The sequence below is a fragment of the Variovorax sp. PAMC26660 genome (genome assembly GCF_014302995.1).
Taxonomy (GTDB): Bacteria; Pseudomonadota; Gammaproteobacteria; order Burkholderiales; family Burkholderiaceae_C; genus Variovorax.
This window is the reverse complement of the sequence record NZ_CP060295.1, coordinates 7,065,486-7,081,814: the sequence shown is the minus strand read 5'-3', so window position 1 is coordinate 7,081,814 and position 16,329 is coordinate 7,065,486. Positions and strand designations below refer to the sequence as shown.

Sequence of the window (16,329 nt, the reverse complement as noted above, 5' to 3'; positions counted from 1 at the left end):
GGTCATTGACAGTGGTTCACGTTTACCCTAGATTACTAACCAGTGGGTCAGTAATGACCTGGTTCGTCCTCTCTTGGGTGTCTCATGACCGCCTCCGCCGCCTTCTCTCATGCCCGCAGCGCCGCATGGCTGCTGCTTCCCGCCCTGTTCCTGGCCGGCTGTTCGCCGAAGCCTTCGGCCGAGGAGCCCGTGCGAGCGGTCAAGCTCGTGACCGTGGGCACCAGCGACTTCGACGCCCAGCCTGAGTTCTCGGCCGAGGTGCGGGCGCGTGTCGAATCGCGGCTGGGCTTTCGTGTGGCGGGCAAGATCACCCGGCGCCAGGCCGAACTGGGCCAGCGCGTGCAGGCCGGACAGGTGCTGGCACAGCTCGATCCGCAGGATTACAAGCTCGCTGCTGACGCAGCGCGCGCCCAGCAGGCCGCCGCGCTGACCAACCGCGATCTTGCGGCTGCCGACCTGAAGCGCTACACCGAACTGCGCCAGCAGAACTTCATCAGCGGCGCTGAACTGGAGCGCCGCGAATCCACCTGGAAGGCCGCGCAGGCGCAGCTCGAACAGGCGCAGGCCCAACTGGCCTCGCAAGGCAATCAGGCCAACTACACGACGCTGGTGGCCGATGTGGCGGGCGTCATCACGGCCATCGAGGCCGAACCGGGGCAGGTGGTGCAGGCCGGCACACCGGTCGTTCGCATTGCGCAGGACGGCGCGCGCGACGTGGTGTTCGCGGTGCCCGAAGACCGTGCCGCGCTGATCAAGCCCGGCTCGCCGGTTGCGGTGCGCGGCTGGTCCGGTGGCGACGTGCTGCAGGGCCAGGTGCGTGAAGTGGCGGCGAGTGCCGACGCGGTCACGCGCACGTATTCGGTCAAGGTCGCGATCGACGCGGCCACCTCGCCGGCGCTCGGCGCCACGGTCTACGCCCGGCCCCAGGCGCTGGCGCGTACCAACACCGCAGTGATCAAGCTGCCGACCAGCGCCCTGCGTCAGGAAGGCAAGGGCTCGGCGGTCTGGGTGCTCGACAAGTCGACGATGACGGTGCGTTCGCAGCCGGTGCAGGTCGCGACGGCTGACGGCAATGAAGCGGTGATCGGCGCCGGCCTCACGCCCGGCATGATGGTCGTGGCGGCGGGCGTGCACGTGCTGTCGCCGGGGCAGAAGGTCACCATCTACCAGTCCAAGGAGGCGGCAGCGGCCGCCGCCAACGCGAAGGAAGTCGTGCAGGCCGTCGAGGCCGTTGCCGCAACCAAGAAGGAGATTGCAGCGGGTGCCGTCAAATGACGGAAGGCGCTGCGACCACCACCGACAAGCCCGCCGGCTTCAATCTCTCCAAATGGGCGCTGGACCACGCGCCCCTCACGCGCTACCTGATGGTGGTGTTGATGGTGCTGGGTGCCTTCGCGTACTTCCAGCTCGGCCAGGACGAAGACCCGCCGTTCACCTTCCGTGCGATGGTGGTGCGCACCTACTGGCCGGGCGCCACGGCGCAGCAGGTGGCCGAGCAGGTCACTGACAAGATCGAGCGCACGCTGCAGGAAGCGCCGTACGCCGACAAGATCCGCAGCTACTCCAAGCCCGGCGAGTCGCAGATCATCTTCCAGATCAAGGACTCGTCGAAGGCTGCCGAGGTGGCCAACGTCTGGTACACGGTGCGCAAGAAGATCGGCGACATGCGCAGCACGCTGCCGGCCGGCGTGCAGGGGCCGTTCTTCAACGACGATTTCGGCGACGTCTATGGCGTGATCTACGCGCTGGAGAGCGAGGGCTTCAGCTACGCCGAACTCAAGACATTGGCCGACGATGTGCGCCAGCAGTTGCTGCGCGTGAAGGACGTGGCCAAGGTCGACCAGTTCGGTGTGCAGGACGAGAAGGTCTACATCGAGATTTCGCAGAAGCGCCTGGCGCAGTTGGGGCTCGATTTCAACGCGGTGCTGGCGCAGCTCGGCTCGCAGAACGCCATTGAAAGCGCCGGCACGATCCAGTCGCCGCTCGATGTGGTGCAGGTGCGCGTGGGCGGCCAGTTCACCAGCGTCGATCAACTGCGCGAGATGCCGATCCGCGGCAGTTCGGGCAACCAGTTGAAGCTGGGCGACATCGCGGAAATTCGCCGCGGCTACATCGATCCGCCGGCCGTCAAGGTGCATCACCAGGGCAAGGAAGTGATCGCCCTCGGCGTGTCGATGGCCAAGGGCGGCGACATCATCGCGCTGGGCAAGGCGCTCAAGGAAACCACCGTCACCATCGGGCAGCGCCTGCCGGTCGGCGTGAAGCTGGCGCAGGTGCAGGACCAGCCGGTGTCGGTGGCCAGCTCGGTGAACGAATTCGTCGGCGTGCTGATTGAGGCCGTGGCCATCGTGCTGGCCGTGAGCATCATCTCGCTCGGCCTGCACAAGGGCGGGCGCTTCGGCTGGTACATCGACGTGCGACCCGGGCTGGTGGTGGCGATCACCATTCCGCTGGTGCTGGCCGTGACTTTCCTGGCGATGAACTACTTCGGCATCGGGCTGCACAAGATATCGCTGGGGTCGCTCATCATCGCGCTCGGCCTCCTGGTGGACGACGCGATCATCGCGGTCGAGATGATGGTGCGGAAGATGGAAGAGGGCTACGACAAGGTCCGCGCCGCCACCTTCGCCTACGACGTGACGGCCAAGCCGATGCTGACGGGCACGCTCATCACCGCAGCGGGTTTCCTGCCCATCGGCCTTGCCAAGTCGGTGACGGGTGAATACACCTTCGCGATTTTTGCGGTGACGGTGATTGCGCTGGTGCTGTCGTGGATCGTCTCGGTGTACTTCGTGCCTTACCTCGGCACGCTGCTGCTGAAGGTGAAGCCGCACGACCCGGATGCGCCGCCTCACGAGCTGTTCGACACGCCTTTCTACAACGTCTTTCGCCGCGCGGTGAACTGGTGCGTGGCGCACCGCTGGATGACGATTGGCGCCACGGTGCTGATCTTCGCGCTCGGCATCGTGGGCATGGGCAAGGTGCAGCAGCAGTTCTTTCCCGATTCGAGCCGGCCGGAAATTCTGGTCGACATCTGGTTCCCGGAAGGCACCTCGTTCGCCGCGAATGAAGAGGTGGCCAAGCGGGTCGAGCAGCGCTTCATGCAGGAAGCCGGCGTCAGCACGGTCAGTACCTGGATCGGTTCTGGCGTGCCTCGCTTCTACCTGCCGCTCGACCAGGTGTTTCCGCAGACGAACGTCTCGCAACTGATCGTGCTCGCCAAGGACCTGAAGGTGCGCGAGACCCTGCGCATCAAGCTGCCTGCGCTGCTGGCGCGGGAGTTTCCCGAGGTGCGCGGCCGCGTCAAGCTGCTGCCCAACGGGCCGCCGGTGCCGTACCCGGTGCAGTTCCGCGTGATCGGCACCGACCCCGCGGAACTGCGCGGGCATGCCGACGAGGTCAAGGCCGTGCTGCGCGAGAACGCCAACATGCGCGGCGTGAACGACAACTGGAACGAGTCGGTCAAGGTGATCCGCCTGCAGGTCGACCAGGCCAAGGCGCGGGCGCTCGGCGTGACCAGCCAGGCGATCGCGCAGGCATCGCGCACCATGTTCAGCGGCACGACCGTGGGCCAGTACCGCGAGAACGACCTGCTGATCGACATCGTGCTGCGGCAGTCGTCCGACGAGCGCGAGGCCATCTCGGACATCGGCAACGCTTATCTGCCCACGACCTCGGGCCGCTCGATTCCGTTGACGCAGATCGCTCGCCCGGTGTTCAGTTGGGAGCCCGGCGTGATGTGGCGCGAGAACCGCGACTACGCCATCACCGTGCAGGGCGACGTGGTCGAGGGCCTGCAAGGCGCGACCGTGACGGCCCAGGTGCTGCCCAAGCTGCGCGAACTCGAAGCCGGCTGGCGTGCGGCCGGGCAGGGCGGCTATCGCATCGAGGTGGCGGGCGCGGTCGAGGAAAGCAGCAAGGGCTCGGCCTCGATCGTGGCGGGTGTGCCGATCATGCTGTTCCTGGTGTTCACGCTGCTGATGCTGCAACTGCACAGCTTCAGCCGTTCGTTGCTGGTGTTCATCACCGGTCCGATGGGCATTGCCGGTGTGGCCGGGGCCTTGCTGCTGCTCGACCGGCCCTTCGGCTTCGTCGCGCTGCTGGGCGTGATCGCGCTGATGGGCATGATCCAGCGCAACGCGGTGATCCTGATCGACCAGATCGAGAGCGATCGCAAGGCCGGCGTGCCGGCCTGGGACGCGATCGTCGAGTCGGCGGTGCGGCGCTTGCGGCCCATCGTGCTGACGGCGGCTGCGGCGGTGCTGGCGATGATTCCGCTCTCGCGCAGCGTGTTCTGGGGCCCGATGGCCGTGGCCATCATGGGTGGGCTGATCGTTGCGACCGTGCTGACGCTGCTGGCGTTGCCGGCGATGTATGCCGCGGCATTCCGTGTGAAGCGGGAGCCGGTGAATCCGGTGGATCGCGCGCCGGAACCGACCCCAATTCACGCTTAAAATCGCGAGCTGACCGATTTCAAGCGGATGGTCTTTGGCCCAAGGGACTCCCGAGGTGCCGGGAGGCCGTCCGCTTTTGCATTCACCTGAAAGATTGGCATCGCGCGGGTGGCGAAATTGGTAGACGCACCAGGTTTAGGTCCTGACGTTCGCAAGAACGTGCCGGTTCGAGTCCGGCCCCGCGCACCAGCCCTGCTATGTAGCCCGTTCTATCGAGCAGTGACGAAGCCCCGTTTCGCAAGGAACGGGGCTTTTTCTTTGTCTGTCCAGACTGTCTACCAGTCGCTGTTGCTGCTGCTGTCGCTGCTTCCGCTGTCACTGCTGCTGTCGGAACTGCTGCTGCTACTGCTGCTGGAGTCGTCCCACGAGCTCGTGTCCTTGATGCCGAAGTTGTCGTCCACGAAGCTGCGATCGGGTTGCTGGTCGGGCTCTGGATCGGACGAGGGCCAGAGGCTGCGGCCAATGTCGGTGTTGTGGTTGCGGCTGCCGTGGTTGTTGAAGATGTTGACCGTGCTGCCGCGATGGTCGTCGGAGCGGTCGTTCAGCAGGTGGCGCAGCAGCTCGCCCGCGACCACCGCACCAACGCCGGCCGCGGCACCGGCTGCCAGCGCACCACCGACGCTTGGCCCCTGGCTGGGCGGTGGTGAGGGCGGAAATCCTCCGTCGCTGTTCGCTGCGGCATAGCCCATGGACGAGTCGCTCGTGGGCCGCGAGAACCGGGGCGCTTCTGTGGTGGCGGCTGGCACAGCGAAGGTGACGGCGCGCGAACGTCGCCGGAAGAAGGTGTAGGCGACGACGATCAGCGCCACGACGCCGAGCGGTCCCCAGGGGATCGACCCGGTGGGCGGAAAGTAGTCCGTCGGCGCGGGCGAAATTGCGGGCGCCGGCGCGGCGAGCGGGCTCGGTGCGGGCAGCGGGTCGGGCTTGGTCTCCACTGGCTTTTCGAGTTTGCGCTCAAGCTTGGCGAGCGACTCGGCTTTCGCGAACGGGAGGCCCGGCGCGATCTCCTTGGCCAGGGCCAACGCCTCGCGTGCATCGTCGAGCTTGTTCTCCATGGCGAGGAGTTCCGCGTGGACGTAGTGGGCCTTCGCGCTGTTCGGATGGTTCTTCAGCACCTTGGCGATCATCGCGTTGGCGTCCGCCATCCGGCCGTTCTTCGCCGCCTCGTAGATCTGCTGGATGCCAGGCTCCTTCGGGGCTGTCTTGGCCAGCGCGGGCGAGGGCGCGGCGAACGAAATGGCCAATACGAACGTGACGGCGGCGAACAGGCGCTGGAGCATGAAGTTTCCTCGGGGCGGTAGCGAATCGCCCGCCACTTTAAGGGTGAAATCGGCCCTGGAATTCAGTCCAATCCGCAAACTCCGCTTGCCGCGCTTTGAGCCAGCGAAAGAGGGCGTTCGCGGCCGACTAGAATCGCGGGTTGCCCAGTTTTGCGCGCGGCACGTGTGTGCCTCCGCATAAATCCCGCTAGCGCGTGTAAGTCCTTGATCTGTATTGATAAAAAGATGCAGGCCCCGCGCACCAGCCCCCTTACAAGGAAGACACCATGACCGTGAACGTTGAAACTCTCGAGAAGCTCGAACGCAAGATCACGCTGACCCTGCCGGTCGGCACCATCCAGTCCGAAGTCGATTCGCGCCTCAAGAAGCTCGCGCGCACCGTCAAGATGGACGGCTTCCGTCCGGGCAAGGTGCCGATGAACGTCGTGGCCCAGCGCTATGGCTACTCGGTGCACTACGAAGTCATGAACGACAAGGTCGGCGAAGCCTTCTCGCAAGCTGCCAACGAAGCCAAGCTGCGTGTGGCCGGCCAGCCCCGCATCACCGAGAAGGAAGAGTCGCCCGAAGGCCAACTCGCCTTCGACGCAGTCTTCGAAGTGTTCCCCGAAGTCAAGATCAACGACCTGGCCGGCGCCGAAGTCGAGAAGCTCTCGGCCGAAGTGGGTGACGACGCGATCGACAAGACGCTCGACATCCTGCGCAAGCAACGCCGCACCTTCGCCCAGCGCGCGCAAGACGCCGTGGCGCAAGACGACGACCGCGTCACGGTCGACTTCGAAGGCAAGATCGACGGCGAGCCCTTCCCGGGCGGCAAGGCCGAAGATTTCCAGTTCGTCGTCGGCGAAGGCCAGATGCTCAAGGAATTCGAAGACGCCGTGCGTGGCATGAAGTCCGGCGACAGCCGCACCTTCCCGCTGTCGTTCCCGGCCGACTACCACGGCAAGGACGTGGCCGGCAAGCAAGCCGACTTCATGGTCACCGTGAAGAAGATCGAAGCCTCGCACCTGCCTGAAGTCAACGAACAGCTCGCCAAGTCGCTCGGCATCGCCGAAGCCACGGTCGAGGGCCTGCGCGCCGACATCAAGCGCAACCTCGAGCGCGAAGTGAAGTTCCGCCTGCTGGCCCGCAACAAGAACGCCGTGATGGACGCGCTGGTTGCCAACGCCGAACTCGACCTGCCGAATGCCAGCGTGCAGTCGGAAGTCGCCCGCATGATCGAAGGCGCCCGCGCCGAACTCAAGCAGCGCGGCATCAAGGACGCCGACAAGGCGCCGATCCCCGAGGAAGTGTTCCGTCCGCAAGCCGAGCGCCGCGTGCGCCTGGGCCTGGTCGTCGCCGAACTGGTGCGCTCGAACAACCTGCAAGCCAAGCCCGAGCAGATCAAGGCCCACATCGACGAGCTGGCTGCCAGCTACGAAAAGCCGGCCGACGTGGTGCGTTGGTACTTCAGCGACAACAACCGCCTGGCTGAAGTCGAAGCCGTTGTGATCGAGAACAACGTGACCGATTTCGTGCTCGGCAAGGCCAAGGTCAATGAAAAGTCGGTGTCGTTCGACGAACTGATGGCGCAGCAGCAACAGGGCTGAGCGCCGCGCCGGGCCGCCCCAAGCAAGCTCGCACCGCAGTGCGAAGCACGGAGGTACTTCCGGTTCGCGTCGCTGCCCGCATCGCCAATGGGGCTTGTGCTTTGCGGCACGAGCCCCATTTCACTCAGGCGTACAGTTAATACAGCGAACGATTTCATCTTCCCGGAGAGCTAATTCATGATCGCAAACGAAATTCAAGGCCTCGGCATGATCCCGATGGTCGTCGAGCAATCGGGCCGCGGCGAGCGGTCTTATGACATCTACTCGCGCCTCCTCAAGGAGCGCATTATTTTCCTGGTGGGCGAGGTCAACGACCAGACCGCCAACCTCGTGGTGGCGCAGTTGCTGTTCCTCGAAAGCGAGAACCCGGAAAAGGACATCTCGTTCTACATCAACTCCCCGGGTGGCAGCGTGAGCGCCGGCATGGCGATCTACGACACCATGCAGTTCATCAAGCCTGATGTGTCGACCATGTGCCTCGGCTTTGCGGCCAGCATGGGCGCCTTCCTGTTGGCGGCTGGCGAAAAGGGCAAGCGTTTCTCGCTGCCCAACTCGAAGATCATGATTCACCAGGTGCTGGGCGGCGCTCGCGGCCAAGCCACCGACATCGAAATCCACGCGCGCGACATCCTGCGCACCAAGGACCAGATGAACCGCATCCTGGCCGAGCGCACCGGCCAGCCGCTGGAGAAGGTCAAGTCCGATACCGAGCGCGACTACTTCCTGACGGCCGACGAAGCCAAGGACTACGGTCTGGTGGACCAGGTCGTCGCCAAGCGCGGCTGACACGTCCAACGCGGTTGAGGCCGCCTGGCGCCGGTGGCGCCAAATGGCAAAAAGCGGCGTTTTCCACACGGGAAACGCCGTTTTTGTTTAGTTATCATTGTCCCTACCCTGTAACGAGGCACCTGTCCATGGCCGATAAAAAAGGCTCTTCCAGCGAAAAAACGCTTTATTGCTCGTTCTGCGGCAAGAGCCAGCATGAGGTCAAGAAGCTGATCGCGGGCCCTTCGGTCTTCATCTGCGACGAGTGCATCGACCTTTGCAACGAGATCATCCGCGACGAACTCCCGGCCGGTGAAGAGGCGCGCGAAGCACGCAGCGACCTGCCCACGCCGCTGGAGATCAAGACCAACCTCGACAACTATGTGATCGGCCAGGAGCCGGCCAAGCGCATGCTGTCGGTGGCGGTCTACAACCACTACAAGCGCCTTCGCCACAAGGAAAAGAACACCAAGGGCGATGAGGTCGAACTCAGCAAGAGCAACATTTTGCTGATCGGCCCGACGGGCTCGGGCAAGACGCTGCTGGCGCAAACGCTGGCGCGCATGCTCGACGTGCCGTTCGTGATGGCCGATGCCACCACGCTGACCGAAGCCGGCTATGTGGGCGAAGACGTCGAGAACATCATCCAGAAGCTGCTGCAGAGCTGCAACTACGAAGTCGAGCGCGCCCAGCGCGGCATCGTCTACATCGACGAAATCGACAAGATCTCGCGCAAGTCCGACAACCCCTCGATCACCCGCGACGTGTCGGGCGAGGGCGTTCAGCAGGCGCTGCTCAAGCTCATCGAAGGCACCATGGCCAGCGTGCCGCCGCAAGGCGGGCGCAAGCACCCGAACCAGGACTTCTTGCAGATCGACACGACCAACATCCTGTTCATCTGCGGCGGCGCTTTTTCCGGGCTCGAGAAGGTCATCGAAAACCGCACCGAGGCCTCGGGCATCGGCTTCGGCGCCAAGGTCAAGAGCAAGGCCCAGCGCAGCATCACCGAGGTGTTCCGCGAAGTCGAACCCGAAGACCTGATCAAGTTCGGCTTGATCCCCGAACTGGTCGGCCGCATGCCCGTCGTGGCTTCGCTGGCCGAACTCAGCGAAGACGCGCTGGTGCAGATCCTGACCGAGCCGAAGAATGCTGTGGTGAAGCAGTTCACCAAGCTGCTGCAGATGGAAGGCGTGGACCTGGAGATTCGCCCGGCGGCGCTCAAGGCGATCGCACGCAAGGCGCTGGCCCGCAAGACCGGTGCGCGCGGCCTGCGCTCGATCCTTGAACAGTCGCTGATCGACACCATGTTCGAATTGCCGAACGCGACCAATGTCGACAAGGTGGTGGTCGAGGAATCGACCATCGACGAAAACAAGCCCCCGTTGCTCGTGTACCGCGAAGCAGCGAAAAAGGCCTAAAGGACAAGGACGTTCATGTCTGGTCATACCCCGTTGCCCCCCGAAGCCCTCGACCTGCCGCTGCTCCCGCTGCGCGACGTCGTGGTGTTTCCCCACATGGTGATCCCGCTCTTCGTGGGACGCCCCAAGAGCATCAAGGCGCTCGAACTGGCCATGGAGGCCGAGCGCCGCATCATGCTGGTGGCCCAGAAGGCCGCCGCCAAGGACGAGCCCTCGGTCGAGGACATGTTCGAGGTCGGCTGCGTCTCGACCATCCTGCAGATGCTCAAGCTGCCCGACGGCACGGTGAAGGTGCTGGTCGAAGGCCAGCAGCGCGCACGTGTCAACCGCATCGATGATGGCGAAACCCATTTCACGGCCAACGTGACGCCCGTCGCGGCGACCGAAGGCGGCGAGAAGGGCACCGAGGTTGAAGCGCTGCGTCGCGCCGTGATGCAGCAGTTCGACCAGTACGTCAAACTGAACAAGAAGATTCCGCCCGAGATCCTGACCTCGATCTCGAGCATCGACGATCCGGGCCGTCTGGCCGACACCATCGCCGCCCATCTGCCGCTCAAGCTCGACAACAAGCAGGCCGTGCTCGACCTGGACGACGTCAAGGCACGCCTGGAGAACCTGTTCGGCCAGCTCGAGCGCGAAGTCGACATCCTGAACGTCGACAAGAAGATCCGTGGCCGCGTGAAGCGCCAGATGGAGAAGAACCAGCGCGACTTCTACCTCAACGAGCAGGTCAAGGCCATCCAGAAGGAGCTCGGCGAAGGCGAAGAGGGCGCGGACATCGAGGAGATCGAGAAAAAGATCAAGCTCGCCAAGATGTCCAAGGAAGGCCTCAAGAAGGCTGAAGGCGAACTCAAGAAGCTCAAGCTGATGTCGCCCATGTCGGCTGAAGCGACGGTGGTGCGCAACTACATCGACGTGCTGATCGGCCTGCCGTGGAGCAAGAAGACCAAGATCAAGCACGACCTGGCCAATGCCGAGGCCGTGCTCAACGCCGACCATTACGGCCTCGAGAAGGTCAAGGACCGCATCCTTGAATATCTCGCGGTGCAGCAACGCGTCGACAAGGTCAAGGCACCCATCCTGTGCCTCGTGGGCCCACCGGGCGTCGGCAAGACCTCGCTGGGGCAGTCGATCGCGAAGGCGACCGGCCGCAAGTACACCCGCATGGCGCTTGGCGGCATGCGTGACGAAGCCGAAATTCGCGGCCATCGCCGCACCTACATCGGCGCACTGCCGGGCAAGGTGCTGCAGGGCCTGAGCAAGATCGGCACGCGCAATCCGCTGTTCCTGCTCGACGAAATCGACAAGCTGGGCACCGACTTCCGTGGTGACCCGTCGAGCGCGCTGCTCGAAGTGCTCGACCCCGAGCAGAACCACACCTTCGGCGACCACTATGTGGAAGTCGACTTCGACCTGAGCGACGTCATGTTCGTTGCCACCTCGAATTCGATGAACATTCCGCCGGCGTTGCTGGACCGCATGGAAGTCATTCGCCTCTCGGGCTACACCGAGGACGAGAAGACGCACATTGCGCTCAAGTACCTGCTGCCCAAGCAGTTGAAGAACAACGGCGTCAAGGACGAGGAACTTCTCGTCACCGAAGAAGCCGTGCGCGACATCGTGCGCTACTACACCCGTGAAGCCGGTGTGCGTTCGCTCGAGCGCGAGCTGTCCAAGATCTGCCGCAAGGTGGTCAAGGGCCTGCTGCTCAAGCAGATGACGCCAAAGGTCACGGTCGACGGTTCGAACCTCAACGAGTTCCTCGGCGTGCGCAAGTACAGCTTCGGCCTCGCCGAGAAGCAGAACCAGGTCGGCCAGGTGGTTGGACTTGCGTGGACCGAGGTGGGCGGCGATCTGCTGACCATCGAAGCCGTCACGATGCCCGGCAAGGGTGTGATCAGCCGTACCGGCTCGCTCGGCGACGTGATGAAGGAATCGGTCGAAGCTGCCCGCACCGTGGTGCGCAGTCGCTCGCGCCGCCTGGGCATCAAGGACGAGGTGTTCGAGAAGCGCGACATCCACATCCACGTGCCCGACGGTGCAACGCCCAAGGACGGCCCGAGCGCGGGCGCGGCAATGACCACGGCCTTCGTGTCGGCGCTCACGGGCATCCCGGTGCGTGCCGACGTCGCGATGACCGGTGAAATCACGCTGCGCGGCGAGGTCACGGCCATTGGCGGCCTAAAGGAAAAGCTGCTGGCCGCATTGCGCGGTGGCATCAAGACCGTGCTGATCCCGGAAGAGAACGCCAAGGACCTGCAGGACATTCCCGAGAATGTGAAGAACGGCCTCGAGATCGTGCCCGTCAAGTGGATCGACAAGGTCTTGGAGATCGCACTCGAGAAGATGCCCGAGCCGCTGTCCGACGAAGAGGTTGCCGCATCGGCCGCCGCCGTGGCCGAATTGGCCAAGCAGCGTGCGGGTGCTCCGGCCTCCGAAGGGTCGGTCAAGCATTGATGATGCGTGATTGATGGCTTGACTTGCCAGACCTCGAAAAACTGGTATATAATTCGAGGCTCGAAACGCGGGAATAGCTCAGTTGGTAGAGCGCAACCTTGCCAAGGTTGAGGTCGAGAGTTCGAGACTCTTTTCCCGCTCCAGTTTTGAAAAAGGGAAGCAATTGCTTCCCTTTTTTTCGCAAGTTCGTTTTTTGTTTCTGCGTGGCGCGATAGCAAAGCGGTTATGCAACGGATTGCAAATCCGTCTAGCCCGGTTCGACTCCGGGTCGCGCCTCCACCTTCTCGTTAGACACGATTCGATCCGACAAACAAGCCCCGCCAACCGACGTTGCCGGGGCTTGTTTTGTTTGGGTTATCGTCGATGTTCAACCTGACGCCCGGATGGTGAAATTGGTAGACACATCGGACTTAAAATCCGCCGCTTCCTTAATCGGGGCATACGGGTTCGACCCCCGTTCCGGGTACCAAACTTACAAGGGAGCATTCGATGCCTCGCTACAACGCTCCATTTGAAATCCATGTGCATGGCGATGTGCCGCTGCGGCCGGACGTGAGCTTCGACCAGATCCAGGAAGCACTCAAGCCGCTGTGGAAGTACGCCGGTGCCAAGTCGCTGGCCGACGGCGCCACGAGCACCTACGAGGAAGAGCCGGGCATCCGCTTCGAGCAAAAGGACCACACGCTACAGATCTGCTGGACGGTGCCGGGTGACGAAGACTTCCGCCAGGCGCTCGATGAGATGTGCATGGCCCTGAACGAGCTGTCGGACCGTGGCGCCGCCATCGAAGTCACCTTCTACGACACAGACTTCGATGAGGAAGAGGGCGACCCCGACGAGGAATCGCGCGACGACTTCCTGATGCTGTTCGTCGGCCCCAACCCGGCCGCGATCATGCAGGTGCAGCGCGACCTGTTGGTCGAAGATGTCGTCAACCTCATGGAGCGCCATTTCGACGGCGCCGAACTGGGGGGCGTGGTGTCCGAGATCGATCGCCTCTTCAGCGACCGTTTCGATGCGCTCGTGAACTCACTCGAAATTGGCAAGCGTCCGCGCGGCACGGGCGGTACCGGTGGCGGGGGCAGTGGTGGCGGTCACGGCGGCGGACGTCGCCCACGGCACCTGCACTGAGCCGGCTGGTCAGTTCTTTTGTTGCTGCTGCTGTTGCAGCAGCGACTTGGGCACACGGAAGCGCTCGCCGTCGTAGCGCAGCGTGACCGTGCTGAATTTGGCGGGCAGCGCCTTCTCCACGCAACTTTGATCCTCCTGCTCCTGCGCATGGCTCTGCACGAGCGTGCGCGACAGCAGAAGATCGGCGTAGCCGTTGCTGGTCGCCTTGCCGACCGACAGCATGGTCCGCAGTTTCTCGAAGTGACCGGTACAGGTCGCGTCCCATCCCCCGCTGTCGTGATCGAGTTCGACCTCCTGCATCACCTGCCGCAGCTTGTTGGCATGGTGCACGTACAGGCGCACGGTCTCGCTGGCCAGCGGGCTGGCCGACGCGCTGCCGCCCTTGTAGCGAACGCGCAGGCCGAAGGCGCGCGCATCGGTCGACAGCACATAGCGCGAGGTGTCGATGCGGATGTCCTGGATCGACGTGACGGCGTCTTCGTCGAGCGCCTCGGGCTGGAAGAGCCGCCCGATCACCGTGTCGCGCTCGGTATTGCCGTTGTCCGGCCGCTGGATCAGCAGCAGTTCGAGGTCGAAGACCTTCGCGCCCGTGTCGGTGGTTTCGCGCGGCAGCGGCAGCACGACGATGCTGCGCCCCGGAAAAGCCGGCCAGATCTTGCAGGCGGCAAGGCGCTCGTCGAGCGGGCGGTTCGGATGGAGCTTGGCATGCATGCGCTCGGCCAGGCCGCTTTCGCAGGCGGCGTGGCTCAGGCTGGCCGTGAAGAGGCCCAGCAGGAGCAGGGCAGGGCGCAAGAGACGCATGAGCGAGGGTGTTTCAGGCAGAGGTGGCCGCAGATGACGCGAAGCCCTGCGTGGGGGGGGCTTGCAGCCAGCGTGCGGCGGCTGCTTCGAGCACGGCGACATCGCTGCTGCTGTGCAGCAGCAGGCTGCCTTGGGGTCCTGCGCTTTCGTCCGCAAGACGGCCGGCCGAGGTCAGCAGGCGTCGCGTCTGCTGCGCGACCGGCAAGCCGGTGTCGATGAAGCGCAGCGCCGCCGGTGCATGGCGACGCAGCTCGTCCTTGACGAGCGGGTAGTGGGTGCAGCCGAGCACGACCGTATCGACTTCGCCGGCCGCTTCGCCAAAAGGCCCGGCTGCCGCCATGTAGCGTGCGCAGAGCGCCGCGATCGAAGGGAAGTCCATGCCCTCGATGGCCTTCACGAGACCATCGCACGGCACCGAGCGCACGGTGGTCGACCCGGCGAAAGAGTCGCGCAGGGCTGCGTACTTGGCACTGGCCAGCGTGCCCCGCGTCGCCATCACCGAGATATGACCCGTGCGGCTGGTCGCCACTGCCGGCTTGAGCGCGGGCTCCAGGCCCACGATCGGCAAGTCCGGGTTCTCGGCCCGCAGCAGGTGGATGGCCGCGGTCGTGGCCGTGTTGCAGGCGATCACGAGCGCCTTGATGCGGTGTTCCCGCACCAGGTGCTCGATCACCTTGCGCGAGCGCTCGATGACATACGCATCTCCGCGCTCGCCGTACGGCGCATAGGCCGTGTCGGCGAAATAGACGAAATGCTCGTGCGGCAACTCGGCGCGCAGCGCCGCCTGCACGCTGAGCCCACCCACACCGCTGTCGAAGACGCCGACCGGAAGCATCAGAAGACCTTCGTGCCGCGCATTGCGGATGGGCAGGCAGCGCGCATCAGGCCTCTTCCATCATGATGGTCTTGAACTCGCCGCTGGCAATGCGCTTTTGCCACTCGGCCGGGCCGGTGATGTGCGCGCTGGTGCCGCCCGCATCGACCGCCACCGTCACGGGCATGTCGACCACGTCGAATTCGTAGATGGCTTCCATGCCGAGGTCTGCGAAGCCCACGACCTTGGCCGTCTTGATGGCCTTGCTCACGAGGTAGGCGGCGCCGCCTACGGCCATGAGGTAGGCGCTCTTGTGCTTCTTGATGGCCTCGATGGCGACCGGGCCGCGCTCGGCCTTGCCGATCATCGCGATCAGGCCGGTTTGCGCCAGCATCATCTCGGTGAAGCCGTCCATGCGCGTGGCGGTGGTCGGGCCGGCGGGGCCCACGGCTTCGTCGCCCACCGGATCGACCGGGCCGACGTAGTAGATGACGCGGTTGGTGAAGTCCACGGGCAGCTTCTCGCCCTTGGCCAGCATGTCCTGGATGCGCTTGTGTGCGGCGTCGCGGCCGGTGAGCATCTTGCCGTTCAGCAGGATCGTGTCGCCCGGTTTCCAGCTCGCCACTTCGGCGGGCGTGAGCTTGTTCAGATCGACGCGCTTGCTCTTCTTTTCGTCCGGCGCCCAGTTCACGTCGGGCCAGAGGTCGAGCGACGGCGGGTCGAGGTAGACCGGGCCGCTGCCGTCCATCACGAAGTGCGCATGGCGGGTGGCCGCGCAGTTGGGGATCATCGCGACGGGCTTGCTGGCTGCGTGCGTCGGGTACATCTTGATCTTGATGTCGAGCACAGTAGCGAGGCCACCCAGGCCCTGCGCGCCGATGCCCAGGGCATTGACCTTCTCGTACAGCTCGATGCGCAGTGCTTCGACCTTGCTCAGCTCTGCGCCCGACGCCTTCTTGGCCTGCAGCTCGTGCATGTCGAGGTCGTCCATCAGGCTTTCCTTGGCCATCAGCGCGGCCTTCTCGGCGGTGCCGCCGATGCCGATGCCCAGCATGCCCGGCGGGCACCATCCTGCCCCCATGGTCGGCACCGTCTTGAGCACCCAGTCGACCACGCTGTCGCCGGGGTTCAGCATGACCAGCTTGCTCTTGTTCTCGCTGCCGCCGCCCTTGGCCGCGACCGTCACTTCGAGGGTGTTGCCCGGAACGATCTCGGTGAAGATCACTGCGGGCGTGTTGTCCTTGGTGTTCTTGCGGTCGAACTGCGGATCGCTCACGACCGAGGCGCGCAGCGTGTTGTCGGGGTGGTTGTAGCCGCGGCGCACGCCTTCGTTGATGGCGTCGTCAAGGCTGCCGGTGAAGCCGCCCCAGCGCACGTCCATGCCCACCTTGAGGAACACGTTGACGATGCCGGTGTCCTGGCAGATCGGGCGGTGGCCCGTGGCGCTCATCTTGCTGTTGGTGAGGATCTGCGCGATGGCGTCCTTGGCAGCGGGGCTCTGTTCGCGCTCGTAGGCCTTAGCCAGGTGGGCGATGTAGTCGGTGGGGTGGTAGTAGCTGATGTACTGCAGCGCAGCGCTGATCGATTCGATCAGGTCGGCCTGCTGGATCGTGGTCGTCATGG

Annotated in this window: 11 protein-coding genes and 4 tRNA genes; 11 read left to right on the top strand and 4 right to left on the bottom strand. The window is 64.3% G+C overall.

Features of this window, described 5'->3' with window-relative positions; genetic code table 11:
• Positions 1 to 84: 84 nt before the first annotated feature.
• The 3 genes from H7F35_RS33225 (at position 85) to H7F35_RS33215 (ending at position 4,643) form a co-directional block, all read left to right on the top strand.
• Positions 85 to 1,275, top strand: coding sequence for an efflux RND transporter periplasmic adaptor subunit (locus H7F35_RS33225; protein ID WP_187110717.1), 1,191 nt, complete (start codon positions 85 to 87; stop codon positions 1,273 to 1,275).
• Positions 1,272 to 4,454, top strand: a complete 3,183-nt coding sequence (locus H7F35_RS33220; protein ID WP_187110716.1) for an efflux RND transporter permease subunit — start codon at positions 1,272 to 1,274, stop codon at positions 4,452 to 4,454. The genes H7F35_RS33225 and H7F35_RS33220 overlap by 4 nt, the downstream gene beginning before the upstream one ends.
• Positions 4,455 to 4,556: 102 nt before the next feature.
• Positions 4,557 to 4,643: transfer RNA gene (locus tag H7F35_RS33215), tRNA-Leu, on the top strand.
• 86 nt (positions 4,644 to 4,729) lie between these two features.
• Here the strand turns inward: H7F35_RS33215 and H7F35_RS33210 are convergent.
• The gene (locus H7F35_RS33210) at positions 4,730 to 5,734 is read right to left on the bottom strand and encodes a tetratricopeptide repeat protein (protein ID WP_187110715.1); all 1,005 of its coding nucleotides are present in this window, start codon (positions 5,732 to 5,734) and stop codon (positions 4,730 to 4,732) included.
• A gap of 266 nt (positions 5,735 to 6,000) precedes the next feature.
• On the opposite strand from H7F35_RS33210, the gene tig reads away from it, so the two are divergent.
• The 8 genes from tig (at position 6,001) to H7F35_RS33170 (ending at position 13,091) form a co-directional block, all read left to right on the top strand.
• Positions 6,001 to 7,320 (top strand): trigger factor, encoded by a 1,320-nt coding sequence (tig, locus tag H7F35_RS33205; protein WP_187110714.1) that lies wholly within the window; start codon positions 6,001 to 6,003, stop codon positions 7,318 to 7,320.
• Between the two features lie 177 nt (positions 7,321 to 7,497).
• Entirely contained in the window at positions 7,498 to 8,106 is a 609-nt protein-coding gene (gene clpP / locus H7F35_RS33200) for an ATP-dependent Clp endopeptidase proteolytic subunit ClpP (RefSeq protein ID WP_093433240.1), read from the top strand.
• Between the two features lie 128 nt (positions 8,107 to 8,234).
• Positions 8,235 to 9,503 carry an ATP-dependent Clp protease ATP-binding subunit ClpX gene (gene clpX / locus H7F35_RS33195; RefSeq protein ID WP_187110713.1) on the top strand — a complete coding sequence of 423 codons (1,269 nt, stop codon included), beginning with the start codon at positions 8,235 to 8,237 and terminating at the stop codon, positions 9,501 to 9,503.
• A gap of 15 nt (positions 9,504 to 9,518) precedes the next feature.
• Positions 9,519 to 11,960, top strand: a complete 2,442-nt coding sequence (gene lon / locus H7F35_RS33190; RefSeq protein WP_187110712.1) for an endopeptidase La — start codon at positions 9,519 to 9,521, stop codon at positions 11,958 to 11,960.
• 67 nt (positions 11,961 to 12,027) lie between these two features.
• A tRNA-Gly gene (locus H7F35_RS33185) sits at positions 12,028 to 12,103 on the top strand.
• A 62-nt stretch (positions 12,104 to 12,165) separates the two neighbouring features.
• Positions 12,166 to 12,239, top strand: a tRNA-Cys gene (locus H7F35_RS33180).
• Positions 12,240 to 12,337: 98 nt separating this feature from the next.
• Positions 12,338 to 12,429, top strand: a tRNA-Leu gene (locus H7F35_RS33175).
• A 20-nt stretch (positions 12,430 to 12,449) separates the two neighbouring features.
• Positions 12,450 to 13,091 (top strand): DUF6806 family protein, encoded by a 642-nt coding sequence (locus tag H7F35_RS33170; RefSeq protein ID WP_187110711.1) that lies wholly within the window; start codon positions 12,450 to 12,452, stop codon positions 13,089 to 13,091.
• A gap of 9 nt (positions 13,092 to 13,100) precedes the next feature.
• Here H7F35_RS33170 and H7F35_RS33165 read toward each other — a convergent pair whose 3' ends face one another.
• Genes H7F35_RS33165 through H7F35_RS33155 form a run of 3 tightly spaced genes read right to left on the bottom strand, consistent with a single transcriptional unit; the run spans position 13,101 to position 16,327 of the window.
• Positions 13,101 to 13,892 (bottom strand): hypothetical protein, encoded by a 792-nt coding sequence (locus tag H7F35_RS33165; protein WP_187110710.1) that lies wholly within the window; start codon positions 13,890 to 13,892, stop codon positions 13,101 to 13,103.
• A 13-nt stretch (positions 13,893 to 13,905) separates the two neighbouring features.
• Positions 13,906 to 14,727 (bottom strand): glutamate racemase, encoded by an 822-nt coding sequence (gene murI / locus H7F35_RS33160; protein WP_187110709.1) that lies wholly within the window; start codon positions 14,725 to 14,727, stop codon positions 13,906 to 13,908.
• Positions 14,728 to 14,773: 46 nt separating this feature from the next.
• Positions 14,774 to 16,327, bottom strand: coding sequence for a fumarate hydratase (locus tag H7F35_RS33155; RefSeq protein WP_187110708.1), 1,554 nt, complete (start codon positions 16,325 to 16,327; stop codon positions 14,774 to 14,776).
• Between the last annotated feature and the right edge of the window lie 2 nt (positions 16,328 to 16,329).

What these genes read in the sequence shown, in the direction of transcription:
- H7F35_RS33155 (WP_187110708.1), bottom strand. Translation starts at nt 16,327, where the DNA reads ATGACGACCACGATCCAGCAGGCCGACCTGATCGAATCGATCAGCGCT.
- murI (WP_187110709.1), bottom strand. Translation starts at nt 14,727, where the DNA reads ATGCTTCCGGTCGGCGTCTTCGACAGCGGTGTGGGTGGGCTCAGCGTG.
- lon (WP_187110712.1), top strand. Translation starts at nt 9,519, where the DNA reads ATGTCTGGTCATACCCCGTTGCCCCCCGAAGCCCTCGACCTGCCGCTG.
- H7F35_RS33225 (WP_187110717.1), top strand. Translation starts at nt 85, where the DNA reads ATGACCGCCTCCGCCGCCTTCTCTCATGCCCGCAGCGCCGCATGGCTG.
- H7F35_RS33165 (WP_187110710.1), bottom strand. Translation starts at nt 13,892, where the DNA reads ATGCGTCTCTTGCGCCCTGCCCTGCTCCTGCTGGGCCTCTTCACGGCC.
- tig (WP_187110714.1), top strand. Translation starts at nt 6,001, where the DNA reads ATGACCGTGAACGTTGAAACTCTCGAGAAGCTCGAACGCAAGATCACG.
- H7F35_RS33170 (WP_187110711.1), top strand. Translation starts at nt 12,450, where the DNA reads ATGCCTCGCTACAACGCTCCATTTGAAATCCATGTGCATGGCGATGTG.
- clpP (WP_093433240.1), top strand. Translation starts at nt 7,498, where the DNA reads ATGATCGCAAACGAAATTCAAGGCCTCGGCATGATCCCGATGGTCGTC.
- H7F35_RS33220 (WP_187110716.1), top strand. Translation starts at nt 1,272, where the DNA reads ATGACGGAAGGCGCTGCGACCACCACCGACAAGCCCGCCGGCTTCAAT.
- clpX (WP_187110713.1), top strand. Translation starts at nt 8,235, where the DNA reads ATGGCCGATAAAAAAGGCTCTTCCAGCGAAAAAACGCTTTATTGCTCG.
- H7F35_RS33210 (WP_187110715.1), bottom strand. Translation starts at nt 5,734, where the DNA reads ATGCTCCAGCGCCTGTTCGCCGCCGTCACGTTCGTATTGGCCATTTCG.